This window comes from Sulfitobacter sediminis (assembly GCF_040811725.1).
GTDB classification, from domain to species: domain Bacteria; phylum Pseudomonadota; class Alphaproteobacteria; order Rhodobacterales; family Rhodobacteraceae; genus Sulfitobacter; species Sulfitobacter sediminis.
In genome coordinates this window covers 18,218-44,234 of sequence record NZ_JBFNXX010000004.1, presented here as the reverse complement: position 1 = coordinate 44,234, position 26,017 = coordinate 18,218, and the positions used below count along the sequence as shown (strand labels likewise).

At 62.9% G+C, this 26,017-nt stretch carries 29 protein-coding genes; 7 read left to right on the top strand and 22 right to left on the bottom strand.

The genetic code is table 11. The annotated features are described in order from the left end of the window. Nucleotides 1-14: 14 nt before the first annotated feature. From phaZ to argE, 3 genes are all read left to right on the top strand, one after another. Nucleotides 15-878 carry a poly(3-hydroxyalkanoate) depolymerase gene (gene phaZ / locus AB2B41_RS06405; protein ID WP_367876933.1) on the top strand — a complete coding sequence of 288 codons (864 nt, stop codon included), beginning with the start codon at nt 15-17 and terminating at the stop codon, nt 876-878. Between the two features lie 150 nt (nt 879-1,028). Continuing rightward, on the top strand, nt 1,029-2,213 hold the full coding sequence (locus AB2B41_RS06400) for a M24 family metallopeptidase (RefSeq protein ID WP_367876932.1): 1,185 nt from the start codon (nt 1,029-1,031) through the stop codon (nt 2,211-2,213). A gap of 3 nt (nt 2,214-2,216) precedes the next feature. Further along, nucleotides 2,217-3,389: an acetylornithine deacetylase gene (argE, locus tag AB2B41_RS06395; protein ID WP_367876931.1), complete on the top strand. Its 1,173-nt coding sequence runs from the start codon at nt 2,217-2,219 to the stop codon at nt 3,387-3,389. A gap of 9 nt (nt 3,390-3,398) precedes the next feature. Here the strand turns inward: argE and ureG are convergent, their stop codons facing one another. From ureG to AB2B41_RS06360, 7 genes are read right to left on the bottom strand one after another with little or no spacing between them, the layout of a single operon-like run. Further along, nucleotides 3,399-4,025 (bottom strand): urease accessory protein UreG, encoded by a 627-nt coding sequence (ureG, locus tag AB2B41_RS06390; protein ID WP_367876930.1) that lies wholly within the window; start codon nt 4,023-4,025, stop codon nt 3,399-3,401. Then, a complete protein-coding gene (locus tag AB2B41_RS06385) occupies nt 4,022-4,669 on the bottom strand; it encodes an urease accessory protein UreF (RefSeq protein ID WP_367876929.1) in 648 nt (215 codons plus the stop codon). The genes ureG and AB2B41_RS06385 overlap by 4 nt, the downstream gene beginning before the upstream one ends. Further along, nucleotides 4,659-5,159 (bottom strand): urease accessory protein UreE, encoded by a 501-nt coding sequence (ureE, locus tag AB2B41_RS06380; protein ID WP_367876928.1) that lies wholly within the window; start codon nt 5,157-5,159, stop codon nt 4,659-4,661. The genes AB2B41_RS06385 and ureE overlap by 11 nt, the downstream gene beginning before the upstream one ends. A 12-nt stretch (nt 5,160-5,171) precedes the next feature. Next, a complete protein-coding gene (gene ureC, locus AB2B41_RS06375) occupies nt 5,172-6,881 on the bottom strand; it encodes an urease subunit alpha (protein ID WP_367876927.1) in 1,710 nt (569 codons plus the stop codon). Next, nucleotides 6,881-7,186 (bottom strand): urease subunit beta, encoded by a 306-nt coding sequence (locus tag AB2B41_RS06370; protein ID WP_367876926.1) that lies wholly within the window; start codon nt 7,184-7,186, stop codon nt 6,881-6,883. Before AB2B41_RS06370 ends, ureC begins: the two co-directional genes overlap by 1 nt. Nucleotides 7,187-7,195: 9 nt before the next feature. Continuing rightward, nucleotides 7,196-7,498: an urease subunit gamma gene (locus AB2B41_RS06365; RefSeq protein ID WP_367876925.1), complete on the bottom strand. Its 303-nt coding sequence runs from the start codon at nt 7,496-7,498 to the stop codon at nt 7,196-7,198. Between the two features lie 3 nt (nt 7,499-7,501). Continuing rightward, on the bottom strand, nt 7,502-8,386 hold the full coding sequence (locus AB2B41_RS06360) for an urease accessory protein UreD (RefSeq protein WP_367876924.1): 885 nt from the start codon (nt 8,384-8,386) through the stop codon (nt 7,502-7,504). A 254-nt stretch (nt 8,387-8,640) separates the two neighbouring features. Here AB2B41_RS06360 and AB2B41_RS06355 point away from each other — a divergent pair, with 254 nt between their 5' ends. Then, entirely contained in the window at nt 8,641-9,030 is a 390-nt protein-coding gene (locus AB2B41_RS06355; RefSeq protein ID WP_367876923.1) for a carboxymuconolactone decarboxylase family protein, read from the top strand. A 10-nt stretch (nt 9,031-9,040) separates the two neighbouring features. Here the strand turns inward: AB2B41_RS06355 and AB2B41_RS06350 are convergent, their stop codons facing one another. The 5 genes from AB2B41_RS06350 to AB2B41_RS06330 are packed head-to-tail and all read right to left on the bottom strand — an operon-like array spanning nt 9,041 to nt 13,901. Then, nucleotides 9,041-9,547 (bottom strand): DUF2165 family protein, encoded by a 507-nt coding sequence (locus tag AB2B41_RS06350; RefSeq protein WP_367876922.1) that lies wholly within the window; start codon nt 9,545-9,547, stop codon nt 9,041-9,043. A 34-nt stretch (nt 9,548-9,581) separates the two neighbouring features. After that, complete coding sequence (locus AB2B41_RS06345; RefSeq protein ID WP_367876921.1) at nt 9,582-10,475, bottom strand: TauD/TfdA dioxygenase family protein; 894 nt, start codon at nt 10,473-10,475, stop codon at nt 9,582-9,584. After that, the gene (locus AB2B41_RS06340) at nt 10,472-11,887 is read right to left on the bottom strand and encodes an FAD-binding oxidoreductase (RefSeq protein ID WP_367876920.1); all 1,416 of its coding nucleotides are present in this window, start codon (nt 11,885-11,887) and stop codon (nt 10,472-10,474) included. Before AB2B41_RS06340 ends, AB2B41_RS06345 begins: the two co-directional genes overlap by 4 nt. Then, on the bottom strand, nt 11,884-13,110 hold the full coding sequence (locus tag AB2B41_RS06335; protein WP_367876919.1) for an amidohydrolase family protein: 1,227 nt from the start codon (nt 13,108-13,110) through the stop codon (nt 11,884-11,886). Before AB2B41_RS06335 ends, AB2B41_RS06340 begins: the two co-directional genes overlap by 4 nt. Further along, nucleotides 13,107-13,901, bottom strand: coding sequence for a creatininase family protein (locus AB2B41_RS06330; protein ID WP_367876918.1), 795 nt, complete (start codon nt 13,899-13,901; stop codon nt 13,107-13,109). Before AB2B41_RS06330 ends, AB2B41_RS06335 begins: the two co-directional genes overlap by 4 nt. A 174-nt stretch (nt 13,902-14,075) precedes the next feature. On the opposite strand from AB2B41_RS06330, the gene AB2B41_RS06325 reads away from it, so the two are divergent. Continuing rightward, nucleotides 14,076-14,513 carry a RidA family protein gene (locus AB2B41_RS06325; protein WP_367876917.1) on the top strand — a complete coding sequence of 146 codons (438 nt, stop codon included), beginning with the start codon at nt 14,076-14,078 and terminating at the stop codon, nt 14,511-14,513. Here the strand turns inward: AB2B41_RS06325 and AB2B41_RS06320 are convergent. From AB2B41_RS06320 to AB2B41_RS06280, 9 genes are all read right to left on the bottom strand, one after another. After that, nucleotides 14,488-14,622: a hypothetical protein gene (locus AB2B41_RS06320; RefSeq protein WP_367876916.1), complete on the bottom strand. Its 135-nt coding sequence runs from the start codon at nt 14,620-14,622 to the stop codon at nt 14,488-14,490. The genes AB2B41_RS06325 and AB2B41_RS06320 overlap by 26 nt on opposite strands. 3 nt (nt 14,623-14,625) lie before the next feature. After that, a complete protein-coding gene (locus tag AB2B41_RS06315) occupies nt 14,626-15,924 on the bottom strand; it encodes a c-type cytochrome (protein WP_367876915.1) in 1,299 nt (432 codons plus the stop codon). Nucleotides 15,925-15,930: 6 nt separating this feature from the next. Beyond that, a complete protein-coding gene (locus AB2B41_RS06310; RefSeq protein WP_367876914.1) occupies nt 15,931-17,130 on the bottom strand; it encodes a formate dehydrogenase subunit gamma in 1,200 nt (399 codons plus the stop codon). 104 nt (nt 17,131-17,234) lie between these two features. After that, entirely contained in the window at nt 17,235-17,828 is a 594-nt protein-coding gene (fdh3B, locus tag AB2B41_RS06305; RefSeq protein WP_367876913.1) for a formate dehydrogenase FDH3 subunit beta, read from the bottom strand. 12 nt (nt 17,829-17,840) lie between these two features. After that, nucleotides 17,841-20,732, bottom strand: coding sequence for a formate dehydrogenase subunit alpha (locus AB2B41_RS06300; RefSeq protein WP_367876912.1), 2,892 nt, complete (start codon nt 20,730-20,732; stop codon nt 17,841-17,843). A gap of 107 nt (nt 20,733-20,839) precedes the next feature. Then, nucleotides 20,840-21,028 (bottom strand): twin-arginine translocation signal domain-containing protein, encoded by a 189-nt coding sequence (locus AB2B41_RS06295; RefSeq protein WP_367876911.1) that lies wholly within the window; start codon nt 21,026-21,028, stop codon nt 20,840-20,842. Between the two features lie 49 nt (nt 21,029-21,077). Beyond that, nucleotides 21,078-21,701 (bottom strand): TorD/DmsD family molecular chaperone, encoded by a 624-nt coding sequence (locus AB2B41_RS06290; RefSeq protein WP_367876910.1) that lies wholly within the window; start codon nt 21,699-21,701, stop codon nt 21,078-21,080. A 15-nt stretch (nt 21,702-21,716) separates the two neighbouring features. Beyond that, on the bottom strand, nt 21,717-22,364 hold the full coding sequence (locus AB2B41_RS06285) for a DUF3306 domain-containing protein (protein ID WP_367876909.1): 648 nt from the start codon (nt 22,362-22,364) through the stop codon (nt 21,717-21,719). Continuing rightward, nucleotides 22,361-22,900, bottom strand: a complete 540-nt coding sequence (locus AB2B41_RS06280; RefSeq protein WP_367877203.1) for a DUF3305 domain-containing protein — start codon at nt 22,898-22,900, stop codon at nt 22,361-22,363. Before AB2B41_RS06280 ends, AB2B41_RS06285 begins: the two co-directional genes overlap by 4 nt. A gap of 158 nt (nt 22,901-23,058) precedes the next feature. On the opposite strand from AB2B41_RS06280, the gene AB2B41_RS06275 reads away from it, so the two are divergent. After that, on the top strand, nt 23,059-25,023 hold the full coding sequence (locus AB2B41_RS06275; protein ID WP_367876908.1) for a 4Fe-4S binding protein: 1,965 nt from the start codon (nt 23,059-23,061) through the stop codon (nt 25,021-25,023). On the opposite strand, the gene AB2B41_RS06270 is transcribed toward AB2B41_RS06275, so the two are convergent. Continuing rightward, the gene (locus AB2B41_RS06270; protein ID WP_367876907.1) at nt 25,017-25,766 is read right to left on the bottom strand and encodes a hypothetical protein; all 750 of its coding nucleotides are present in this window, start codon (nt 25,764-25,766) and stop codon (nt 25,017-25,019) included. The genes AB2B41_RS06275 and AB2B41_RS06270 overlap by 7 nt on opposite strands. A 60-nt stretch (nt 25,767-25,826) precedes the next feature. Here AB2B41_RS06270 and AB2B41_RS06265 point away from each other — a divergent pair, with 60 nt between their 5' ends. Then, on the top strand, nt 25,827-26,015 hold the full coding sequence (locus AB2B41_RS06265) for a DUF6494 family protein (RefSeq protein WP_367876906.1): 189 nt from the start codon (nt 25,827-25,829) through the stop codon (nt 26,013-26,015). Nucleotides 26,016-26,017 lie beyond the last annotated feature (2 nt).

Below are 26,017 nucleotides of genomic sequence, written 5' to 3'. Positions count from 1 at the left end.
GCCAGGAGGCGGGGATGAGCAGCACGACGAAGAAGGTCCGCGAGGCGGAAGCGCGGGCGGCAGCGCGATACGGCGACATCACGACCCAGATGATCGACGTGAAGGGCCAGAAGCTGCACGTGGCGACCAAGCCGGGGGCACCGGGGCGAACGCCGCTTCTGATGTTCAACGGGATCGGTGCGAACCTCGAGCTGGGCTTTCCGTTTCTGGAGGCGCTGGGGGACACGCCGACGATCCTTTTCGACGTACCGGGCGTGGGCGGATCACCCCTGCCCGCCCTGCCCTACCGTCCGGCGAGCCTCGCGCGGATGGCGAAGAACCTGCTGGAAATCCTCGGTCACGATCAGGTCGACGTGTCGGGCGTGTCCTGGGGCGGTGGTTTGGCACAGCAGTTCGCGCATCAGTATCCGCGAATCTGCCGTAAGCTGGTGCTGGTCGCGACCTCCTCCGGCTGGACGATGGTGCCAGGCAAACCGAACGTGTTGTCGAAGATGGCGAGCATCAAGCGCTACACCGACAAGGGCTACATGCGGTCGATTGCGGCTGAGATTTACGGGGGCGATTTCCGCAGCGACGACACGCTGATCGGCGCCCATGCGGCGGGCATGCGGCCTTCGTCGAACGCGGGCTACATGCTGCAACTGCTGGCGATGACCGGCTGGACCAGCGTGCCGTTCCTGTGGCGGCTGAAACAGCCGACGCTGATCATGTCGGGCCTTGACGATCCGCTGATCCCTGTCGCGAACGCGAAGCTTCTGCACCGGCTGATCCCCAAGGCGCGGCTGGAGCTGATCGACAACGGGCATCTGTTTGTTGTGACGCGACCGCAGGAAACGGCGGAGATGGTCGAGAGCTTCCTGCTCGAACCGCACGACTGACTCTTTTGAAAGTGCTTTTCCAAACCGCGCCTTTCCGGCGCGGTTTTTTCTTGTGCCGCGCGAAAGCGCCTGCAGATGGTCGAAAACAGACCCCGTCCGGCAGGGATTTGAGGTATCACTCAGGACAAGACCAGATGAGGGGGACGATCCATGGCCGAGACCAATGCACCTTTCAGCCGCGCCGAATACGAGCGGCGTTTGTCACTGACGCGTGCGGCGATGGAAAAGGCGGGGCTTGATCTGCTCTTCGTCACGGACCCCTCGAACCAGGCGTGGCTGACGGGCTACGATGGCTGGTCCTTTTATGTGCATCAGGGTGTGCTGCTGCCGCTTGAAGGGGACCCGATCTGGTGGGGTCGCTACATGGACAGCATCGGCGCGCAGCGGACCTGCTGGATGAGGCATGATCGCATCCATGGCTACGCGGACAATTACGTGCAATCGACCGAGCGCCATCCGATGCAGGACCTCGCGAAACACGTTCGCGCGCTGGAGTGCGAGGGCAAGCGCATCGGGGTGGAGATGGAGAACTATTATTATTCCGCCAAGGCCCATGCGGTTTTGACCGAGGAGCTTCCCGGCGCGACATTCATGGACGCGACGGCGCTGGTGAACTGGCAGCGGATCGTGAAGTCGGAGGAAGAGATCGGGTTTATCCGCAAGGCGGCGCGGATATCCGAGAAAGTGGTGCGCACGGCGATTGAGAAGGCGGAGCCGGGGTTGCGGAAGAACGAGTTGGTGGCGGAGATCTTTCATGCGGGGATCACTGGGGTCGGCGATGATTGGGGGGATTACCCCGCCATTGTGCCGCTGACGCCTTCCGGGCTCGACGCCACAGCAGCGCATCTGACGTGGAACGGGGACCCCATGCGCGCGGGCGAAGCGACGTTCTTTGAGCTTTCGGGCTGCTACCGCCGCTATCACGCGCCGCTTTGCCGGACTGTTTTCCTCGGCACACCGCCGCAGGAGATGCTGGACGCGGAGCAGGCGCAGCTTGAGGGGATCGCGGCGGGGCTTGAGGCCGCGCGGGCGGGGAATCGGACCTGCGATATTGCGAATGCCTTCATCGGGACGCTGGAAAAGCACGGGATCAAGCGCGAAGGGCGCTGCGGGTATCCTATCGGGCTCAGCTATCCACCCGACTGGGGCGAGCGGACGGCCTCGATCCGGGCCGAGGACCAGACCGTTCTGCAACCGGGGATGACCTTCCACTTCATGCCCGCGCTCTGGATGGATACCTGGGGGCTGGAGACCACGGAGACCATTCTCATCACGGAGGATGGCCCGGCAGAGCCGCTGTGCAACGTCGAGCGCAAGCTGTTCGTGAAGGGCTAGGCCGTGACGGAGCTTCTGGATCAGACGAAGGCGATACTGGGCGAACTTATCGCCTTTCCGACGGTCTCGGCGGACAGCAACCTTGCGCTGATCGACTTTGCCGCGAACCTGCTGGGCGAATGCGGTGCACGGGTCGAGGTGGTGCGCGCGCCCTTCGGCGAGAAGGCCAATCTCTTTGCCACTTTAGGGCCGGAGGGCGATGGCGGAATTCTACTATCCGGTCATTCCGACGTCGTGCCGGTGGCCGATCAGGACTGGACAACAGACCCTTTTGCACTGGCCGAACGTGACGGGCGGCTCTACGGGCGCGGCACCTGTGACATGAAGGGCTTTATCGCGGCGACACTGGCGATGGCCCCGCGCTTTGCGGAACGGGTCGGGGATCGTCCGCTGCATTTCGCCTTCACCTACGACGAGGAGATCGGCTGTTTCGGTGCGCAGCATCTGGCGCAGGTTCTGAAAGAGCGCGGGGTGACCCCCGGCGTTGCGATCATCGGCGAACCGACTGAGATGCGGATCATCGAGGGGCATAAGGGTTGCTATGAGTATTCGACGCATTTTCATGGGCTTGCGGGGCACGGATCGGCACCGGACCTCGGGGTGAATGCGGTTGAGGCGGCGGTGCGCTATGTGAACGTGCTGCTTGATCTGAAGGAGAAGCTGAAGGGCTGGGCACCGGAGGACAGCCCCTTCGATCCGCCTTGGACCACTGTGAACGTCGGCGCGCTGCACGGTGGGACGGCGCATAATGTGATTGCCTCCAAGGCGCAGGTCGATTGGGAGATGCGGCCCGTCCAGACGGCGGATGCGGATTTCGTGAAGGAGGCGCTGCGCAGCTATTGCGACGACGTGCTGCTGCCCCGGATGCAGGCGGTCTACCCGGAGGCGAAGATCGAGCTGGAAGTGATCGGTGAGGTCGCGGGCCTGATCCCGACGCGCGAGAACGAGGCGCGGCGGATCGTCAGCGAACTGACCGGGCCGAATGGGGCCGATCTGGTGTCATTCGGGACGGAAGCCGGGATATTCCAGGCGATGGGCACGGATGTGGTGGTCTGCGGGCCCGGCTCGATTGAGCAGGCGCATAAGGCGGATGAATACGTTTCTGTCGATCAACTGGGCCAGTGCCTGACGATGCTGGAGCGGCTGGGTGACAGGCTGGCACAGCCCGCTGCCTGAGCAGGGCGGCTATTCCGCAGCGATCACCAGACCGCCCACGTCGGAGATCACGTCGAGCACTGCATCGACACCCTTCCCGTGCCGGAGTGCGCAGAAAACGAAGGGGCGCCCCGCCCGCACGCGCGTTGCGTCCCGCTCCATCACGTCAAGCGATGCGCCGACATGGGGGGCGAGGTCTGTCTTGTTGATCACGAGCAAGTCGGACTTGGTGATCGCGGGGCCGCCCTTGCGGGGGATTTCCTCACCCGCTGCCACGTCGATGACGTAGATCGTGAGGTCCGCGAGTTCCGGGCTGAAGGTGGCCGAGAGGTTGTCGCCCCCGCTTTCGATGAGCACGATTTCGACGTCAGGGTGCCGCTTCTCCATCTCGGCCACGGCGGCGAGGTTGATTGAGGCGTCTTCGCGGATGGCCGTATGGGGGCAACCGCCGGTTTCGACACCGATGATGCGGTCCTGCGGCAGGATCTGCATGCGCATCAGCGCCTCGGCATCCTCTTGCGTGTAGATGTCGTTGGTGATCACGCCGATGGAGACATGGGGGTGCAGGGCCTTGGCAATGGCGGCGGTAAGGGTGGTTTTGCCGGCGCCCACGGGGCCGCCGATACCGACGCGGAGGGGGCCGTTCAGCTTGGTCATGTGCGGAAAATCCTTGGCTGGAGGGTTTCGTGTTGCATGGCGGCGATGTCCGACAGGAAGGCGGTGCTGGAGAGATCGTCGAGCGTCGTGTGCGCCGTTTCGCTGGCGATACGCTCGCAGGTCGGGGTGAGTGCGGCGAGCACTGCTTGTCCTTCGGTCTGGCCCAGCGGGACGGCGCGGACGGCGGCGGAGACAAGGTTAGAGGCGAAAGCCTGGAGGTACATCGATGCGGTGAGGTCCGCGTGTATTTCGGTGCGCGCTGCAGCGGCACCGACGGCCACAGGATAGGTGTAGCCCTGCATGTCGGTGCCCCAGACATCCGAGACGGTCTTGCAGAAGGCGTCGCCCTGAAGATCGGTTTCAACTAGCCTTTCGCTCGATGCTGCGAAGGCCCGCGCTGTGGCGTCGATGTGTGCGAGCGCTGTCGGGTCAACAGCGGCATGGGCGGCGCGTAGCAGGATGCAATCAGTGCGGCCCGAGCCATGGAGCAGGACGGATTCCAGCCAGTCTTGGAGGTGGGCAGCCGTTGCGATTTGCCCCGACGCAATCGCGCTTTCCAGCCCGTGGGAATAGGCGAAGGCCCCCACTGGAAAGGCGGGTGAAAGCCATTGGGCGAGGGTCAGAACGTGGCGTTCAATGACCATGGGAATGGGTGTGGCTGTGCGAATGGCTGTGGCTGTGCGCCGTTGCACCGTGTTCGTGGCTGTGGGTACGGCCGTGCCCGTAGGCTCCGCCCTCGGGGGTAAAGGGCGCGGTGATCTTTTCCACTGTCGCGCCAAGGTGTTCGAGCATGTGTTCGATCACCGGATCATGCTGTATCAGCAGATGATCGGCTTCGATCTGGCAGGGGGTGTGGCGGTTCCCGATGTGCCAGGCCAGTCGCGTGAGTTCCGGGCCAGTGATCCGGGCGAGGGTTTCCTCGGCGGCGATGATCTGGACCAGCGTGCCGGTGTCGAGTTCCAACGCATCGCCATGGTCGAGCGATGTGGTTTGCGGCAGATCGACGAGGAAGGCGACGCCCCCTTCGGTCGTCAGTTTCTTGCGGCGCAGGAAACGTTCCGTGTAGTCGAGTTTGCAGATCTCGGCGGGGCCTGACCAATGGCCATTGCGGTGCAGGGTTTGGGCGGTGTGCATTTGCTTGGCCTTTCAGAACAGGAAATAGCGCTGCGCCATGGGCAGCACCTCGGCGGGCTGGCAGGTGAGCAATTCGCCGTCAGCGCGCACTTCGTAGGTTTCGGGGTGCACGTCGATATTGGGCGTGGCGTCGTTGAGAACCATGTCCGCCTTGCCGACCTTGCGGACATTTTTGACGGCGACGGTTTCCTTGGACAGACCCAGGGTATCGCGCAGTCCTGCCTCCTGAGCAGCGCTCGAAATGAAGGTGATCGATGAGTGTTGGAGCGATTTGCTGTAGGCTGCAAACATCGGCCTTGTGTAGACGGGCTGCGGTGTCGGAATGGAGGCGTTCGGATCGCCCATCTGCGCCACTACGATGGAGCCGCCCATCAGCACCATTTCGGGCTTCACGCCGAAGAAGGCAGGCGACCAGAGGCAGAGGTCGGCGCGCTTGCCTACGGTGATATCGCCGATCGCGTGGGAAACCCCTTGGGCGATGGCGGGATTGATCGTGTATTTCGCAACGTAGCGGCGGACGCGGAGGTTGTCGTTGTCGCCCGTCTCCTCCGCCAACCTGCCGCGCTGTTTCTTCATCTTGTCGGCGGTCTGCCAGGTGCGGATGATCACCTCGCCCACCCGGCCCATGGCCTGGCTGTCGGACGCGATGATCGAAAACGCGCCCATGTCGTGCAGGATATCCTCGGCCGCGATGGTCTCGCGACGGATACGGCTTTCGGCAAAGGCGATGTCCTCGGGGATGGATTTGTCGAGGTGGTGGCAGACCATGAGCATGTCGAGGTGTTCCTCGAGCGTGTTCACGGTGAAGGGGCGTGTGGGGTTGGTGGAACTGGGCAGCACGTTGGCGTCGCCGCAGATCTTGATGATGTCAGGGGCGTGGCCGCCCCCTGCCCCTTCGGTGTGGAAGGCGTGGATGGTGCGGCCTTTCATGGCCGCGACGGTGTGTTCGACGAAGCCGGATTCGTTGAGCGTGTCGGTGTGGATCATCACCTGCACGTCCATGTCGTCGGCTACCGAGAGGCAGCAGTCGATGGCGGCGGGGGTCGTGCCCCAGTCCTCGTGGAGTTTGAGCGCACAGGCACCGCCCTTGATCATCTCGACCAGCGCTGCGGGCTGGCTGGCGTTGCCCTTGCCCGACAGGCCGATGTTCATCGGAATGCCATCGAAGGCCTGCAACATCCGCCCGATGTGCCAGGGACCCGGCGTGCAGGTGGTGGCAAGCGTGCCGTGCGCGGGGCCGGTGCCGCCACCGAAGCAGGTGGTCACGCCGGAATGCAGGGAATCTTCCATCTGCTGGGGACAGATGAAGTGGATGTGGCTGTCCATGCCCCCGGCGGTCAGGATGCGCCCTTCGCCCGCGATGGCCTCGGTTCCCGGTCCGATGACGATATCGACGCCGGGCTGGGTGTCGGGGTTCCCTGCCTTGCCGATGGCATGGATCAGGCCGTCCTTGATGGCGACGTCAGCCTTGTAGATGCCGGTATGATCCACGATCAGCGCATTGGTGATGACGGTATCGACGGCACCTTCGGCGCGCGTCACCTGAGACTGGCCCATGCCGTCGCGGATGACCTTGCCGCCGCCGAACTTCACCTCTTCGCCGTAGGTTGTAAGGTCGCGTTCCACCTCGATGATCAGATCTGTGTCGGCCAGCCGCACCTTGTCGCCGTTGGTTGGGCCGTACATGGCGGCGTACTGGGGACGGGAAATGCTGCGGGCCATCAGAGCTCTCCCATCACTTGGGCGTTGAAGCCGAAGATGCGGCGCGCACCGCGGATCGGGATGAGTTGTACCTCGCGGCGCTGGCCGGGCTCGAACCGCACGGCGGTCCCGGCGGCGATGTCGAGGCGCGTGCCGCGCGCCGCGTCGCGGTCGAAATCGAGTGCGGGATTGGTTTCGGCGAAATGGTAGTGGCTACCGACCTGCACGGGGCGATCGCCTGTATTGGCCACCATCAGGGTAACGGCATCTGACCCTTCGTTCAGGATCAGGTCACCCTTGGCACAGAAGATTTCTCCGGGGATCATGGGCGGCTCCTATCGAATGGGGTTGTGGACGGTCACCAGCTTGGTGCCGTCGGGAAAGGTGGCCTCGACCTGGACCTCGTGGATCATCTCGGCGATGCCTTCCATGCATTGATCGCGTGTGATGACGCGCCCGCCTGCCTCCATCATGTCGGCGACCGAGCGGCCGTCGCGGGCGCCTTCGACGACGAAGTCGGTGATCAGGGCGATGGCCTCGGGGTGGTTCAGCTTGACCCCGCGCGCGAGACGCTTGCGCGCGACCTCGGCGGCCATGGCGATCAGCAGTTTGTCTTTTTCACGCGGGGTGAGTTGCATGGCTCAAAGCCTCCATGACGTGGGAAGGGAATAATTCGAGAGCAGTTCGATGACCGGCACCAGCGCGCGGCGCAGTTCGAAACTGTCGGGGGCCAGCTGGCGGAGGACCAGCACATCCTCGGCCAGCAGGCTCGTCCCGGCACTTGGTGGCAGCAGGCGCCGCACGAGGGCGAGCATGGATGCCGCATTCGGGTTGACGTGGACAAGGCTTGCCATGGCCCCCGCGCCGTTCCCGATGGTCGGATGTTCAAGATGGGACGTCACGTCGCCGCGCAGGTCCGTGCCATCGAAATAGAGCGGCTGGCCTGCTCGGGTGATGCGGATTCGATCGCGAAATTGGATTTCCCGCAAATCTTCCCGCATCGCGGCACGGCCAAAGACGACAGGTTCGACCATAAGAAGCCGGGAACCTTCTTCGAGCGCGATCTCAAGCCTTCGGTGCAGCGCAGAGCGGTCGAACAGGATCAACTCCTGGGGCAGCCAGTGCAAATGCCCCCCGGCCTCAATATTCAGTTTCGTTTGAACCCGGGCGACTTCTCCGCGCTGCGCGCGGTAGGCGCGCTCGGCGGCCTGTGTGGTGATCGTGAGTGCGGCACCGGCGCCGACTTCCGCATCGACCTCGAAGCGGTCTCCCCCGGTGATGCCGCCCGCCGTGTTGATCAGGATCGCTTCGGCGTCTGGGTGCGGCGCGCGGGGAAACGCCAGCTTCATCGACCCCGATTGCCGCAAATCGGCAAGCCGTGTCATCCCACCGGCATCGACCCGAACACCGACGCGCGCGGTCCCGATCGCGCGGGGTTGCACGAGCGCCGCATCGCGCTGGTCTATGGGACCGGGCGTGGTAATGTTAGTCTCCTCCGGGCCGTTAAGGCCCTGACGTTGCAACACAGCTTTGAAACCGAGGGGAGCGGCGGACGGCGTCAGCCGGCCCAAATCACGCTTCGGGATCAGCATTTGCCCGCATGAGGGCGGCCTGCCCGCTTTTTGAGCATACTGCGAGAACCCACCTCGACGGCGGACCAGCACGAGAGGGGACGTCACTCTTGCCGAGCACGCCTGCGCGGCTTAGGCGATAACCAGAGTCCTCGCCGCTGGCGAGGTATTGAGAACTACCTTGAAGAACCAATGCAGAAGGACACCCCATGAGCACTTTCGACGAAGACCTCTTTCGCAAGGGGCTTGAGCAGCGCAAGGCAACGCTTGGGGCGGAGTATGTCGAGAAGAACCTCGCCACCGCAGATGATTTCAACCGCCCCTTTCAGGAAGCGATGACCGCGTGGTGCTGGGGCTTCGGCTGGGGTGACGAGGTGATCGACGCCAAGACACGTTCGATGATGAACCTGTCGATGATCGGTGCGCTTGGCAAGATGACCGAGTGGGAGATTCACTGCCGGGGAGCGTTGAAGAACGGCGTCAGCCGGGAAGAGATCCGCGCGATCATCCATGTTATCGGCATCTACTGCGGCGTGCCGCAGGCGCTTGAGTGCTTTCGCGTGGCGCGGAAGGTGCTCGAGGAAGCAGGTCAGCTCTAGAACCCGGGCCTCACGCCACCGCGACAGCGGCCACCACCAGCAGCACCGCGCACGCCATGCCCCAATGCAGCATCTGGAAATGTGTGTTCTGGCCACCCTCGTGGCCGAACCAGTAGCAGAAGTAATTGCCTGCAATCAGGAAACCCGCCCAGACCGAGATGAAAAGCCCCGTCGCGAACAGCCCGCAGGCGATGGCCGTGGCCTCGGAAGCGCCGCCGAGAAATGCCAGGCCAAAGATGATCGCCGAGGCCCAGAGCGCCAGCGTGGCAACGATCTCCCAGACGACAATTGCCCTGAACAACCGTCCGCGCAGCTTGGAACTTGAGATCCGGCGATATGCAACGAACGCGTAGGCCTCGGGGTAATCGCCGCGAAGCCTCTCCATGTCCAACACCTGCGCGGTGTAGGTCTCATTCAGGAACGGGTGTAGAAGATTATCAAGCACGCCAGTGGTCAGCCAGGCGGCCATGAGCACGAGATTGAGAGCACAAAGGCCAAGGATAGCGGTTTCTAGCATGGTTTCGCCTGCTGACAGGTTGACGGATATCCCATCATCCGGCGCCAGTCTGTGCCAGCCGCATTTCGCCAAGCCCATCCGCCTCGGTCACCGAGCAGCAGATGCTCGACAGCGTTCGCGGCTCCTCGTAGGGCCAGGGCGTGCCGCGGTGCATCACCGCACGCTGGTCCCAAAGCAGAACGTCGCCTGCGCGCCAATCGTGAGCATAAACGAATTGTGGCTGGGTGCAGAAGGCCGTCAGCTCCGCCAGAAGCGCCTCGCTCCCGGTCGTATCGTAACCGTCAATCAGAAATGCATGGGAGGCGATATAGAGGGCCTCACGCCCGTTCACGGGATTGCGCCAGATGGCATTCCAATGCTGGTCCGGCCATTTGTGAAACATCGGCAAAGCCGCAAGCTCGGGCGATATCTTGGCCCTCGAATGGCTGTAGCGATGCCAGATGCCGCGCCCCCTGATCCGCGCTTTCAGGGACTCTGGCATGGCGGCCAATGCAGCACGGGTCGAGGCCAGCTCCGTGGCCCCGCCACGCGAGGTCACGACGCGCCCGATCAGGATGTTGACCAGTGCCGGAACCGGCAGGAACGTGCTGTCGGAGTGCCACAGGAAGTTGGCCTTCAGATGGAGCGTGTGCAGGTCCATCTCTGCCATGGTCGTCCCATCCGCCTGCACGTTAGACACCTTCGGCACTTCAAAGGTCTCTCCCGGTTTGCGCTCGTCCGCGTTCCGGTCCTCGATGGGACCGAAAAGCCGCGCGATCTCCATATGCTTTTCGTCCCCGATCTGCTGTCCGCGAAAGAGAAGCGCGGAGTGTTCTTCGAAGAGCGCGCGTATTTCGGAAAAATGGTGATCCGCCGTCACCTTGTTGAGGTCGATCCCCGTCACCTCGACCCCGAAATACGGATTGAGGGGGCTTGTTTTCAATGTCATGTTTGGCCCTCCCCGGCCTTGGCTTCGATATCTTCAGGAGACAGCTCGCGTACAAGGTCCCAGGCGCGCGACTTCCCCGGGTTCAGCAGCCCTTTCGGGTCCATGCGTTTTTTCCAGGCAAGGTGACGGTAATCCGCGTTCTTCAGCCCTCCGCCTTCCACGTGATAGGTATGCGCGTCATAGACCGGAAAGCCGGCCGCCTCGTAGGTCGCATCGATCTCGCACAGGCGGGCCTCGTCATTGAACCAAATGATGGGCAGATCGAATGCCACGACCTCTCCGTTCAGCCGGGCGAATTCGTGGTGTTGCCAGACATCGTCGCCTTGCCGTGCCGCCATAGTAGCGATGGCATCGACGTCCGAGGCATCGGGCACGCCGATCTGCTGGTAAGTGGCAGAGCGGTCGGCCTTGAGAACCTGCAGCGTCGTGTGATTGTAGGCGAATTCAAAGACATGGGGGATGCCCTTCTCTTCGCGTTCGGCATCCGTCAGCGCTAGGTCGACCGTCCCGCCCTGCGCGGCGATGAGCGCGCGGTAGGCATCCATGTCTTCGCGCGGCACAAGTGCCACCAAGAGGTCCTTGCCCTTGCGCAAATGCCCGTCAAGCCGCGGGAAAAAATCGACAATCCGTGCATCGACGGTAGAGCAAAGCTTGCGCCCGATCGTCTTGCTGCTGGCAAGCGCATAACCCGCCGCGTAGGCATCGCGATAAGTGTTGAATGTAGCCATACAGCCGATCCAGTCGCGTGTTGGCACCGTCCGGAGGGTCACCTCGGTGATGGCGCCGTTCAGCCCCCAGGCGTGATGAATCTGCAAGGCATCCTCGCCCTCGAACAAATGCTCCTGCGGCACCGCTTCGACCGAGAGTGCTTTGAGCCCGATGATATTCCCCGGCTCCCGCAAGGCCCCGTTCGCGATGGAACCGATCCCGGCACTGCCACCGGCGACAAAGCCGCCAATCGTCGCTATGTCCTGTGTCGAGGGGAACATCGCCATCTCCCATCCTTCGGGCTTCAACGCGGCATTGATGTCAGCCATCAACGCGCCTGCCTCGACCCGGACAAACCCCTCTCCGATCTCGAGGATACGCTTCATGCCCGTCGTCTCGATGATCAGACCACCATGCAGTGGAACGGCCTGGCCATAGTTCCCCGTCCCGCCCCCGCGTAACACGACCGGCAGATCGTTGGCGTAGGCAACCGCAAGGCAATGCGCCATCTCCTCACGCGTGGCAGGGCATGCCACCAGGTCGCCAAAGCATTCCTTGAGCTGGGCATTCAGGATGGGCGAATACCAGAAGAAATCGCGTGACCGTTTCTTGACCAGGACCGGCTCGTCGATGACTTTCACGGGGGCCAATGCCACCGCGATGGCGGTCCAGTCGACGGTCCTGTTCCCAAGCGTGTCACTCATTCCTCTTCTCCTGTCAGTTCAGCAAGCGGGCGCGGCGCAGGGGCATTGGCAACAAGGTCCGATATGGACCTTGCTTCGAAGACGATCAGTGCTCCGATCCGAGCCTGATCGACATAGAGGGGAGCCTGCCCGAGCGCGCGGGCCGCATCGGTTGAAATCATCGGCAGATGATCGGCGAAGGGCGGATCGAGATGCGCCGACAGCACGCCTAGGCCAAGCGTGACCAAGGGTACATGCTGCCCGATGGGGCAAAAGGCATCGCGGACGTTGTCGGCGCCCAGAACCACGTTTACGCCCGCCGCGCGAAGTTCGTGAACGCGGGTGAGCCCGCGCAGATCGGGCGTGCCCCCGCGCCTGCCCTGAAGGTAGAGGTTCGTTTGCGGCAACGCCGCCACGGCGATGCCCGCGCGCGCCAGCTTGTCCGCGATGCGGGCTACGTCATCCTCGGGCAGGGTCGATAGCGCGCAGGCGTGACCGCAGAGGATCGGGCCGTCAAAGCCCGTTTCCAACGCGATATCGGCAATCATCTCGACACCGTGAAGGCCCGCCTGCAGTCCTTCGTCCACGTGGAAATCAAGCGCAATGCCAAGGCGCGATGCCTCGCGAAAGGCGTTCTGCACGCCCGCGCGACGCTGCGGCTGATCCAGCACGAAAGTGCCCAGAACGCCGCCGTCCCGTGCGATCCGCGCGGCGCAGCGACGGGCGTAATCGGGATCGGCCAGCAAATGGACATTGACCAGCGCCGCGCGCTGGAGCGTCAATTCTGAACCTGCGTCGGTGGCGAGGTCACCCAGCACCTCCCACGCCAGCGGCACCTCGTCAGGGATCGAATCATCGCCCCAATCGACGTGGCTTCGAACCAAGCCGCAGCCCGCCGCCATCAGCTCCGACAGGCCCCGGCCCGCCCGCGCGCGCAGGTCATCCACCGTCCAGTGCGCCTTGTCCGCCCGCTGCGCGGCCAGCGCGGCAGCCAGATCGCCGCCGACATTATCCATCCGGTCAACGCTGTGGCACTTGTCGAGGTGCACATGCGGGTCCGTGAGCCGTGGCAGTAAGATCCGCTCGGGCGCCGCTTCGCTGGGTCTGAGCGCGATGGCGCGGCCATTCCGCAGCAGCAGATCACCTGTGACACCGTCTTTCACAACACTCCCGCCAAAGGTTTCGCTGTCCGCGATGACGCTTCGCGGAACCAAAACGTTCGGGATCAAGGCACCATCGCTCATGGCTGCTGCCCCCGGTGGTCAAAGCGCGCAAATTCGGCGAGGAACAGGGCAAAGTTGCGTCCCGCGCTGTCAAGCAATGCCGCCCCTTTCTCAGCGGTAGCGGCAGACGCATTGCCGCAAGCCCCCGAGGGATGCAGATCCTGCGCCAGCCAACCGGGGTTGACGGGGCTGCCCCCAAGCCCGAGGCCCGGCACAGACTGGCCCCATCCCTTCATCGGCGCCGTGAAATTCTGCGCCTTGTTCATTTCGACACGGTCAGGGCGCAGGGCCAGCATGGCCGAAGTCTCGCTATCGCCCGCATGGATGTCATGCGCGTAGGCTTCCGGCTCAAAGTGGTCTTGCCACCCCGCAAAGGCACCCCACGAGCAGACCGCGACGATCATCACGTGCGCGCGCCGCAACTCGCGGGCCGCAACCTGTAAGAGCGCAGCGTTGCCGCCGTGGCCGTTGAACAGAACGAGGCGTTCCACGCCCGCGCGGGCGACGCAGGCACCGGTTTCCCGCACCACCGCCAAAAAGGTTTCCGGGGAAAGCGTCAGCGTGCCGGGGTAATCGAGATGCTCATCACTTTTCGTGATGGTGAGCGTTGGAAGCACGAGCACCGACTGATCCGGGGAAAGCGCGGCCAGCATGCGCGCCGCAACGGCGTCGATGAGGTCGCTGTCGACCGAGAGAGGCAAGTGTGGCCCATGCTGTTCGGTTGCGCCAAGCGGCAGAACGGCAACGGTCTGCGCTGGCAGATCGGCAAAGGATGGTGAGGGCAGATCAGCCCAGTATCCCTGAACCCTCATCTCCGGCCCCTGCCAGCGAGGCGATGGGCGCACGTCAAAATTCCACGCCAAAACATGTCTCCCCCTTTCAAGGAAAGCTGCTGCGTGGCCCTGAGATTGATCTGTGCCAGAGATATGCGAAAAAGGTCCCAGAAACTGGCAGAACTGGCAAGGGTTTTCCGCGAACCCGGAAAGATGAGCGATATGAGGGCCTTAAACCCAGACGCTTTGCGTCCTCCCTTCGGCGCCTATTCACATGGGACCGAGATTCCGGCGGGGATGCGGCTGATCCGAACTTCCGGACAGCTGGGCATCGGACCGGATGATTCGATACCGGAAAGCACTTTCGAACAGGCCCGGCTTTGCTTTGAAAATATCCGCGCGATCCTTGCGGAAGGGGGAATGGGCCCCGCCGATGTCGCACATATTTCGGCCTATGTGACGGCACGCGAATACATGACCGACTACATGCGGGCGCGTTATGCTTTCATCGGACAGCCAGCGCGGCTGCCAAGCTCGACGCTTGTCGTCGTGACGGGCTTTACCCGGCCCGAATTCAAGGTTGAGGTTGAGGTTTGGGCGGCGAAGGCTGACCAGGTCTCTACGCTCAGTCCGAACGGCTCACCCGCGTAGCCTCGCCCGAGAACCGCTCGACCGAGGAAAACCCAATCTGGTCGAGCGCCAGATCCGCACCAATCGCGATCAGAATGACGGCGGCAAATCCGGTCAACATTGCTTTCATGGCTCACTCCCCCTCAGCTGACGTTTCGCGTTTCAGATAGGCGATCAGATCGTCGCGGTCCTGCGCCGCGGTGATCCGCTGCATGGGCATCTTCGAATTCGGTATGTAGTGGTCCGGCCCCTCGTCGAACAGGGCATCAATGGTGTTTTCCGACCAAACAATCTGAGACGTCAGAAGCGTCTGCGAGTACCTGTACCCCGGCAGGCTCCCCGCGGGCCGTCCGAACACACCATGCAGCGTCGGACCCGCCTTCCTGCCGCCGTCCCGCTCAAGCGAATGGCAGATCGAGCATTTGCGCATGAACTGTCGCTCTCCATTCGACATCTCATCGGCATCGCGCAGGAAGCTGCGTTCGACATTTTCGGCCGGTGCGAAGGCATCGAGAAGGGCGACAGGCCAGCGGAAGATGACGTTGTCGAGGCCCCCTGCGTAGATGGTCTCGCCCTCCGGATCGAAAGCCAGTGCCCAGACCGGGCCCTCGCGCATGGCGCGAAAGTCCCGAACGATGATCCAGCGCCCGGTGTCGATGATCATGATGTAGCCATGCCCGTCACCCACGGCGATCTGCTGGTTTACGGGATCAAATGCCATGGCGAGGATCGGGCGGCGGTCGAGGGTGAAGTCGCTCAACTGATCCCCCGTCAGCGGATCGACGACGCGGGTGACGCCATCAACAGCTCCGTAGGCCAGCCAGGCATCGCCGGGGCCAAGGATCATCTCGTTGATGCCGAAGCCGTTCCTGACCAATACCCGCGGTCTGTCGCGGGTGGCGAGGTCATAGATCACAATCTCGCCCGCCGAGGTCGCCGCGAAGAGCCTCTTGCCATCCGAAGAGAAGGCAACGTCGCTGAAGCCCGCATCGTGCTGGTCGAAGCGGAAATGCGCTTCCCCACGCAGGGACCAGATGCCGACGGTGCCGTCCCAGCTTGCGGATGCAACGCGGCTGCGGTCCGGTGAGACCTCGAGGTCCGTGACCTTGCCCCGGTGCCTGCCAAGCAGTTCGCTTTCGCCATCGCGCCACAGCCGCACAGAGAAGTCGTCACCGCCCGAGATGATCTCGGTATCCCCCGCGAACACCACATCTACGACCGCAGCATCGTGCCCTTCGAGCCAGAGCGGCCGTTCTTTGCGCCAGAAGCCTACGGAATTGTCGAAACTCGCGCTTGCGATGTCTCCGACGGTGTTGGCCGCAAGCCCCATCACAGGTCCGCCGTGGCCCTTCAAGGTCGTGAACCCGTTTGCCGCCGCCCCCTGCGTCAGGGCGCAAAGAGCAGCGGAAAGGATGAGGGGCAGCACGCGCATGCGGCGCTATTCGGCGGGCGTGGTCGCGCCTGATCTGGGCGCTTCGGCCTTCTTGACCTCTTCCAGCCAGATGGAATGGTGCTGGTGCGCCCAGGCTTCGTCCACTTCGCCCGATCCCATCGCGTCGTAGGCACCTTCCATACCCAGCGTGCCGATGTAGATATGCGCGATGATGATCGCCATCAGCACGAAGGACACGATGGCGTGCCAGGCCTGCGCCAGTTGCATCTCTTCCTGCGGAGAGAGCTGCGTCGGCAGTGGTTGCATCCCGATCCAGCCGGGCGCGCCGATATCGTTGAGAATCACGAAGGTCTTGGCGAACAGGGGCAGTTCAAAGGGGAAGAGCAGAGACAGGCCGGAGACGGAGATCGAGCCGCCCAGCACGATCACGGACCAGAAGATGACCTTTTGGCCCGCATTGAATTTCTTGGCCGGTGGGTGCTTTTTGCCGACGATGCCGCCGGCCTGCGCGACCCAGGTGAGGTCAGTCCGGTCGGGGATGTTGTGCCAGACCCACATGAAGAACACCATCACCAGCGCGATCATGAAGGCCCAGGCGACGTTGTTGTGCACCCATTTGCCCCAAATCAGTATGAAGGAATTCGCCTCCGGTCCGAAGGTCGGCAGGATGAAGACCCGCCCGAAGAGCGTCAACAGCCCGGTGATCCCGAGAAGGATGAAGGAACCCGCCAGGAGCCAGTGCGCAAAGCGTTCCACCGCCTTGAACCGGGTGACCGTGCGGCCCGTCAGTTCACCGTCCACACGGATGCGCCCGCGCAGCAGGAAGAACACCGCAAGCAGGCCGATCATCGCCAGCAACCCGTAGCCGCCATAGGTTCGCAGCGGGCCATCGCGGAAGCTGAGCCAGGCCATTCCGCCATCCTGCATCAGAACGGTTGCCACTTCGCCGCCGCTGGAGACGGTCACATCGGCCGATCCAAAGCGGAGCGCCCGCCAGGTCTCCGAATCCGAGGCTCCGCCAAGTGTACCGAGCTGGTCCGCAATTCCTGCGGCACTCGACGGATCACCGGTGTTCGAACTGCGGAAGGTATTGTCGATCTTCTCGCCCCGCTGGCGCGCAAGGATGTCTTCGAGCGTCTGCGCTCCGCCTGTTGCGCTCCTGTCAGGCTCTGGTGCCTGCTGCGCCTCGATCGGCGTGATCCAGACCAATAGCGTAAGTGCTGCTGCCAATAGCGCTCGGACCATGGTGTCCCTCCACCCCAGAATTTCGAATTGGATGATTTGGGAAAGGGCGGACCGCGATGGCCGCCCTTTCCGATCTCATATCATATCACGCGTGTCGGAAGGGCTTAGCCGCCCTTCTGATCATAGGCCGTGCCCCAGCCCCATGCACCGGAACCGAAGCCGCGCGCCACGACACGCTCGCGGTAGATTGCCGAGACGACATCGCCGTCACCCGCCAGAAGCGCCTTGGTCGAGCACATCTCGGCGCAGATGGGCAGCTTGCCTTCCGCGATCCGGTTACGACCGTACTTGGCGAATTCGGCGGTGGAATGCGTCTCTTCCGGGCCACCGGCGCAGAAGGTGCATTTGTCCATCTTGCCGCGCGACCCGAAGTTGCCCGCCTGGGGGAACTGCGGCGCACCGAAGGGGCATGCGTAGAAGCAGTAGCCGCAGCCAATGCAGAGGTCCTTGGAGTGCAGGACGACCCCTTCTTCGTTCTGATAGAAGCAGTCGACCGGGCAGACCGCCATACAGGGCGCGTCCGAACAATGCATGCAGGCGACCGAGATGGACCGCTCGCCGGGGTTACCGTCGTTGATCGTGACGACCCTGCGCCGGTTGATGCCCCATGGCACTTCATGCTCGTTCTTGCAGGCTGTCACGCAGGCGTTGCATTCGATGCAGCGTTCAGCATCACAGAGGAATTTTGCTCTAGCCATTTTCTTTCCTCCTTAAGCTGCCCAGATCTTGCAGAGAGTCGCTTTGGTCTCCTGCATCTGGGTCACTGAGTCGTAGCCATAGGTCTGCGCGGTGTTGGTGCTTTCGCCCAGGACGTAGGGGTCGGCACCGTCGGGGTACTTGTGACGCCTGTCCTCGCCCTCCAGATGACCGCCGAAGTGGAACGGCATGAAGGCAACGCCCTCACCCACCCTTTCGGTGACCATCGCCATGACCTTGACCTTGCCGCCTTCCGGGCCTTCGACCCAGACCTTAGACCCATCACGTACGCCAAGGTTGTTGGCGTCGCGGGTGTTGATCTCGACGAACATGTCCTGCTGAAGCTCGGCCAGCCAGGGGTTCGAGCGGGTCTCATCCCCACCGCCTTCATATTCGACAAGGCGGCCCGAGGTCAGGATGATCGGATAATCCTCCGAGAAATCCTTTTCCTGGATCGTCTTGTAGAGGGTCGGCACACGCCAGAACTTGCGGTCCTCGTATGTACCGTAGTCGGCCACAAGATCGCGGCGGTTGGTGTAGAGCGGTTCGCGGTGGATCGGTACCGGGTCCGGGAAGGTCCAGACGACCGCCCGCGCCTTGGCATTGCCGAAAGGTGCGCAGCCATGCTTGATCGCGACGCGCTGGATACCGCCGGAAAGGTCGGTCTTCCAGTTCACGCTGCCGGGATTGTCGCCACCGATCTTTTCGATCGTCGCGCGTTCTTCGGCGGTAAGATCGCCGTCCCAGCCGAGATCCATCAGCATCTGCATCGTGAATTCGGGATATCCATCCTGGATTTCCGAGCCCACGCTGTAGACGCCTTCAGCCAGCAGGTTGTCCCCGTCCCGCTCAACACCGAAACGCGCGCGGAAAGTCAGGCCTCCTTCGGCGACGGGCAGCGACATGTCGTAAAGGTTCGCCGTGCCCGGATGGTTCATCTCGGGTGTTCCCCAGCTTGGCCAGGGCAGACCGTAGTAATCCCCGTCTGCCGGTCCTCCCTTCGCCCGCAGTGTGGTGCGGTCAAAGGTATGCTGGTTCGCCATGTGCAACTTGAGGCGCTCCGGCGACTGGCCGGTATAGCCGATGGTCCACATGCCGCGGTTGAACTCGCGGGTGATGTCCTCGATGTTCGGCTCGCCGCCCTCGTCGATGGCGATGTTGCGGAAGATGCGGTCATGGAAACCAAACTTCTCGGCGAACTTTGCCATGATGATGTGGTCAGGCAGAGACTCGAACAGCGGATCGACCACCTTTTCGCGCCACTGAAGCGACCGGTTCGACGCGGTAACGGAGCCGCGCGTCTCGAACTGTGTGCAGGCAGGCAGAAGGTACACGCCGTCAGTCCGGTCGTGAAGGATTGCCGAAACCGTCGGATAGGGGTCCACAACGACCAGCAGGTCGAGTTTCTCCATCGCCGTCTTCATTTCCTTCATCCGGGTCTGGGAGTTGGGGGCATGTCCCCAAAGCACCATGGCCCGGGTGTTGTCCGGCTGATCGATATTGTCCTTGTCCTCAAGCACACCGTCAATCCAGCGGCTGACGGGGATGCCGTTGAGGTTCATCATCGAAGTGTCGCCGAACTTGGCATCCGAGAACCGGCCCTTGAGCCAGTCGAGGTCTTCCTCCCATACGCGCGCCCAGTGCGCCCAGCTCCCTGCGGACAGCCCGTAGTAGCCCGGCAGCGTATCGGCCAGAACGCCGAGGTCCGTCGCTCCCTGAACGTTGTCGTGGCCGCGGAAGATATTGGTGCCGCCGCCGGAGGTACCCATGTTGCCCAGCGCAAGCTGCAGAATGCAGTAGGCACGGGTGTTGTTGTTGCCGTTGGTGTGCTGCGTACCGCCCATGCACCAGATCACCGTGCCGGGACGGTTGTTGGCCATGGTGCGCGCAACGCGCTTGAGCTGGGAACCGGGTGTGCCGGTCACGCGCTCAACTTCTTCGGGGGTCCAGCGGGCGACCTCTTCACGGATTTGGTCCATGCCCCAGACACGGGTGCGGATGAACTCCTTGTCCTCCCAACCGTTCTCGAAGATGTGCCACAGGATACCCCATACCAGCGCCACGTCGGTGCCCGGACGGAAGCGGACGTATTCATCCGCATGAGCCGCGGTCCGCGTGAAGCGGGGGTCGCAGACGATGAGCGGCGCGTTGTTCTGCTCCTTCGCCCTCAGGACGTGCAGCAGAGAGACCGGATGCGCCTCGGCGGGGTTGCCGCCGATGATGAAGATCGCCTTGGAGTTATGAATGTCGTTGTAGGAGTTGGTCATGGCGCCGTAGCCCCATGTGTTCGCAACACCCGCAACCGTGGTGGAGTGACAGATACGCGCCTGGTGGTCCACGTTGTTCGTGCCCCAGTAGGCCGCGAACTTGCGGAAGAGGTAGGCCTGTTCGTTGTTGTGCTTGGCCGAGCCCAGCCAGTAGACGCTGTCCGGGCCGCTTTCCTCGCGGATCTTCATCATGCCGTCGCCGATCTCGTTGATCGCCTCTTCCCAGCTGACGCGAACCCATTCGCCGTTCACCAGCTTGGTCGGATATTTCAAACGGCGCTCGCCATGTGCGTGCTCGCGCACCGCAGCACCCTTGGCGCAGTGCGCACCCAGGTTGAACGGGCTGTCCCAGCCAGGCTCCTGCCCGGTCCAGACGCCGTTCTGCACCTCGGCCACGACGGTACAACCGACGGAGCAGTGCGTGCAGACGGATTTCTTGAGCTCGACGGCTCCCCCGGCTGTCTGCGCCGAGGCCTGGGTGACCATACCACCCGTTGCGCTGATGGCCGCGAGGCCACCGACAGCGAGGCCGGAACCCCTCAGAAATGTCCGGCGATCGACACGTGTCTCCGCTGCCTTGGACAGGATACTTGTCCGCTGGGGGCGTCGCGCAACCCCGTTGGTCTTTTTCCTCAACATGTGTTTCCCTCCCTTAACCGCGGGTATTCCCGGGGAAAGCTTTCATTGACCCTTGGCTCTCGGCTGTCACGCAACCGGTTGCCGTAGGCGATGACGGTGTCCGGTTCTCAGAACCGGGCGCTGTCGAAGTAGGCGCGCGTATGCGCGGTATCCTGCATCTTCTCGGATTGCAGGTCGGGCTCGGACGCCTCGGCCCCCGAACCTGTCACGACCGCGGCTGCGGCCAACGGGACAGCAGTGCCCGTCAGTTTGAGAAAATCGCGGCGGCTCGTGGCCTCCTCGGTTTTCCTGCTCATGAGAGTCCTCCCCTCTTCTGCGTGACGGTCTCCCGCCGGTTAACGGCCATCAGGCCGTGCTCATTCTGAATGCCTCGGCCTCGATTTCCATGAACATCCGGCCGACCGTGGCCACACCGACATAGAAAACGGAGTTCTTGGCACCCTCCAGATCCTTGAAAAAATGTCTGGCCCAGGGGCCGATGAACTTGTTGAAGAATTCCTTCTGCCGCTCAAGGCTGGCAGGGGGGCCAAAGCGCCCGACGATGATTGCCCCCATCATCTCCATGAGGGACGCGATGTTGTCCTCGGGCTCGAACACCGTCTCGCTGCGGGCCAGCCCGAGACGCGCCATATCCTGACGCAGGAGCGCGAGCGGCTTCTCATTCAGGAAACCGGTCAGGTAGTAACTGGCGTAGGGCACAAGCTCCCCCCGCCCGAGCCCGATGAAGAGCTTGTTGAACTCCGATGCGACCGACTGCGGCTTGGTGCGATTGGCGATACGGGCAAGCGTGTTAATCGCGTTGCCGAATTCGCTCTCATCCCCTGTGAGACCCGCCGTCTGGTCAATCAACAGTTGATCGGGGGGCGCGGCAAGAATCAGCCCGAGGAAATTGTATAGGTCCGCACGCAACCGATCCTCGGCGCTGACATGCCCCTTGTTTTCCACGTTCAAAGCCAAAGCCTCGGTCATTCGACGTTGCAGCGTTTACGCTGCACCTCCCTTATCGTCATAAATTTTATACCGCATTTTTTTCCGCCGGGGATAAAAATCTGCTCCCCCATGCCTGTCCTCGCCCTCCGCCTGTGCAAGAGCCTGTGGCGCGTCTTCGGGGCAATCCTCTGAAACGATCTTCACGTCCTCTTCGCCGGATGCCACGGATTTTTCCTCCGCCACGCTTTCGTCGGCCTTTGCAGCCTCATCTGCGACGGTGTTTTCCGGTCCCTCGGCATGCACCTCCTGCATCATCTTTTCGATGTGCGCCGTCATCCCTTTGCCCACCTGGTATGAGGTCGCAAGCTGGGCAGCAACGGTGGCCGCGTCGGTGTAGTCCTCACCGTAATCGACAAGACCGTCGAGATTGGCGAGCACCGGGTTCGTTCCCCACAGCCTGCGTAGCGCAATCTTCTTCAGGCGCTGCGGCACTCCCGCCTTGAGGAAGACCGAAAAATCGTCGCCCTGCCCGAGGGTCTCGGGGTCTGGCAAATCGAACTTCACGAGCAATTCCTCGTCGGACATTTCCTCGAGCGATCGCTCCTGGATCTCGCGAGTCGTTGCCTCGGCCTGCCGCTGTTCCGCACGGGTCTCAGCCTCAACCCCGGCCCTGCGGCGTGACCAGAAATCGTTGCCCCTCACTGCAACCTCTCCTTCCGCTTGGCCCCCGGGGAACGGTAGACATCGCTCATCTGGGGGATGCGAGCGTCGCCTTTGCCGTCCTCGACCCTGTCGATGCGCTTCTTGTCGCGCCGACGCTTCTTGAACTCCTCCTCCTCGAAGTGCTCCAGCGCAAAGGTGCGGACCCAAGCCAAAAGACCCTCTGGCATTGGAATTTTTTCGACGATTTCCTCACCGGAATCGCCATAGTCCTGCGATTCGTGGGGCGACGCGGTTACCAGCAAAACCTCGTAGGGTCGCTCCGCCTTGCCAGAGGCACGCATCACCACGTAGACCGATGGCACCCGTGCGGCTAGCCCGTTCAGATAGGCCTCGGCATCCGAGCCGTGGAGCTTCAGCGGCACCGTGGCGGCGTGATATTCGGTGATGTCGTTCTCTTCGCGCAAAACCTTCCAATGCGCCTCCGCGGCCCCTGGCACAACGGCCACCGCGCGCCACACCCAAGGGGCCCAGCGGGTCACGCCCGGTGCGCGGCGCACGATCACGCCCAACGGCATTTCAGCATATTTGTCCGGGTTGTAATACAACCGCTCGTCCTCCCTGAAATCAGGCTAGCGCAGGAAATCGAAGGGAGGCAAGCCCGTTGCTACGGGCGTCTTTACCCTACCGCATTTCCGTGTCTAACTTTCTGCGAACCGGGAGGAGAGAGCCAGCAATGTCAGAGAAGAACGGCGCATCTGCGACCCTGATCCTGTGCGACTGCACCGCAACACAATCCATCGACGCCGATGGGCTTGCACAGGCGACGGGACTGAAGTGTTCCCGTGTTTTCAACCACCTCTGCGGTCCCAAGATCGAGAAGGCGGCAGAAGCAATCGCAGCGGGCAATGCCGTCATCTGCTGCGCACAGGAGGCCGCTACATTTGAAGAAGTCGCGGCGGAGCTGGGCGTCGATGCGCCAGGTTTCGTCGATATCCGTGACCGCGCCGGCTGGCACGCGGGCGATGCCCCCGCGACCGCGAAGATGGCCGCTCTCATTGCCGATGCGGCGCTTGCCGCGCCACCCGTCAAGACGATGGACGTCAGTTCCGAAGGTCTGTGCCTGATCCTCGGGCCCGAAGATGTCGCCCTTCGGGCCGCCGAGCGGCTGAAGGACGTCCTTGGCGTCACCGTCCTGCTGGAGAGCGAAGACGCACCGCCCACCCGCGATTTTGACGTGATCCGGGGCAAGCTGCACCGAGCAACCGGGGCGATTGGCGGTTTTGAGCTGACCTTCAAGGAATTTCAGCAGGTCAACCCGGCGGGCCGGGGAAGCTTTGGCTTTTCCGCGCCCCGTTCGCAGGCCGAGAGCGAATGCGACATCATTCTCGACCTCAGCGGCGGCACGCCGCTTTTCCCCGCGCCCGAAAAGCGTGAAGGCTATCTGCGCGCCGATCCAAAAAGTGAACGCGCTGTGGCGGATGCGATCTTTGAGGCCGCGCAACTCATCGGCACTTTCGAGAAACCGCTTTACGTGCGGCTTGAAACGACCCTCTGCGCCCATTCGCGGGCCGAGCAGATCGCCTGCAGCAATTGCATCGACAATTGCCCCACAGCCGCGATCACCTCCGCAGGGGAGCATGTCGCCATCGACCCGATGATCTGCGCGGGCTGCGGCTCCTGCGCCTCCCTCTGTCCCTCGGGCGCCATCACCTACGACGCCCCGGCGACCGATCACCTGATCCGGCGCATCCAGACCATGGCGCAAACCTACCTGCGGGCGGCTGAAGGCGCGCCGCGCCTTCTTGCCGTGGACCCGCACGGCAGCGAGATGATCCGCCTGCTTGCCCGCTTCGGTCGCGGTCTGCCGGTGGATGTTGTCCCGATCGAGGTGCCCGCGTTGAACACTTTCGGACATACCGAGGCGCTGGCGGCCCTCGCTGCCGGTTTCGCCCGTGTCTCGATCCTGATGGGGCCCGGCACGGAGCGCGACGCGTTGCTGCGCGAAGCCGATCTGGCACGGGCTATCGCCGGCGGAGCGGTTATCGAAGTGCTCGAGCTGACCGACCCCGACGCGCTTGGTGAGGCGCTGCTGCAGGACGGCACGTCCCCTGCCCCCGCATCCACCGTCCGTCCGATGGGATCGCGTCGCCAGATCACCCGTCAGGCGGCCCGCGCGCTGCGGCCAGATACCAAGGTCATCGACCTGCCCGACACTGCCCCCTATGGCGCGGTCGTCGTCAATCAGGATGCATGCACGCTTTGCCTCTCTTGCGTGTCGCTCTGTCCTTCGGGTGCGCTGGGGGACAACCCCGACCTGCCGCAACTGCGCTTCCAGGAGGACGCCTGCCTGCAATGCGGACTCTGCGCAAGCGTCTGTCCAGAGGACGCGATCACCTATGTGCCGCGTCTGAACCTGACCGAGGATGCGCTCCGCCAAGTGGTGCTATACGAGGAAGAACCCTTCGCCTGCATCTCCTGCGGAACCCTCTTCGGCTCACGCTCGACGGTCGAGCGGATCACGGAGAAGCTCGCGCAGCATCCGATGTACCAGGGCGGTGCTGCGCTGGATCTGATCAAGATGTGCGACGACTGCCGCATTCAGGCGCAGTACCACTCGGAAAAGAACCCCTTCGCAGCGGGCGAGCGCCCACGCCCACGCACGACAGAAGTTTATCTCAGCAAGCGTCGCGATCACTGAAGCTGCAGCGGCGCCCCCAGGTCTGCCGGCACCAGTGCCGAGACATAGGCGAGGATCGCGTCGAACTCGTCGAGGGTCAGTTCAATCGGCACGATGGGCGACGGGCGGTCTTCGGGGAAAGGCTCCGTTACATCGACGATCTGCGTGAAGGATGGATGCGGGTTCAGCGCAAAGAAAGCCTGGAAACGGTAGTCCCAGTCCGCAAGTGCCCGAAGCACGAAGAACGAAGGGGTGGAACCGATCCCGATCATCGGCTGGTCGTCAACGCTGACGTGACAGCGTCCACAGTGCGTGACCGACAGCACCTTGCCCAGGGCCGCATCCCCTTCGAAGGTGATGGATTGCACAACCTGCTTCTTGGCCGTTGCCCGCGCATAGATTGCCTTGCCGTCCACCTCGAAGCCCGTGACCGTACGCATTCCGATGTCCGAAGTGATCCAATCCACGAATCTCGCCGTGCCCGGGTGATCGGCGTTCAGCACATTGAGCGACCAAACCATACCCTCACCTTCAAAAAGCGGATGGCCCTCCGCACCGAGTGCCGCGTCCGCCTTCGATCCCGGCGGCAGCACCTCGACCCGCACCTGGGTCTTGAGCGAGAAACGCGGAAGAAGGTATTTCAGGAAACCGTTCTCGACCAGCACATCCGGCGCGGCCAGCCTGACCGTCCGGTCGTCTGCGGTTGCCGCCGCTCCGGCCAGCACGGCAAGCGCAAAAATTATCGAGGACAGGGTTGCCCGCATGCCAAATGCTAGAAATATAGGCGCTGTCCTGTCAACAAGTGCTAATTGGAGGGAGAGCACATGAGCGACGATATGAACATGTCGATGCGCAAATTTCTCAAGCAGGTCGGCGTCACGTCGCAACAGGCCATCGAGAAAGCGATGCGCGAAAGCGGTACCGACAAGGACTACGAGGTCAAGGCGGTGATCACCATCGAGGAACTGGGGATGACCCATACCGTCACCGGCACCATCCGGGGCGAGGACTGAAC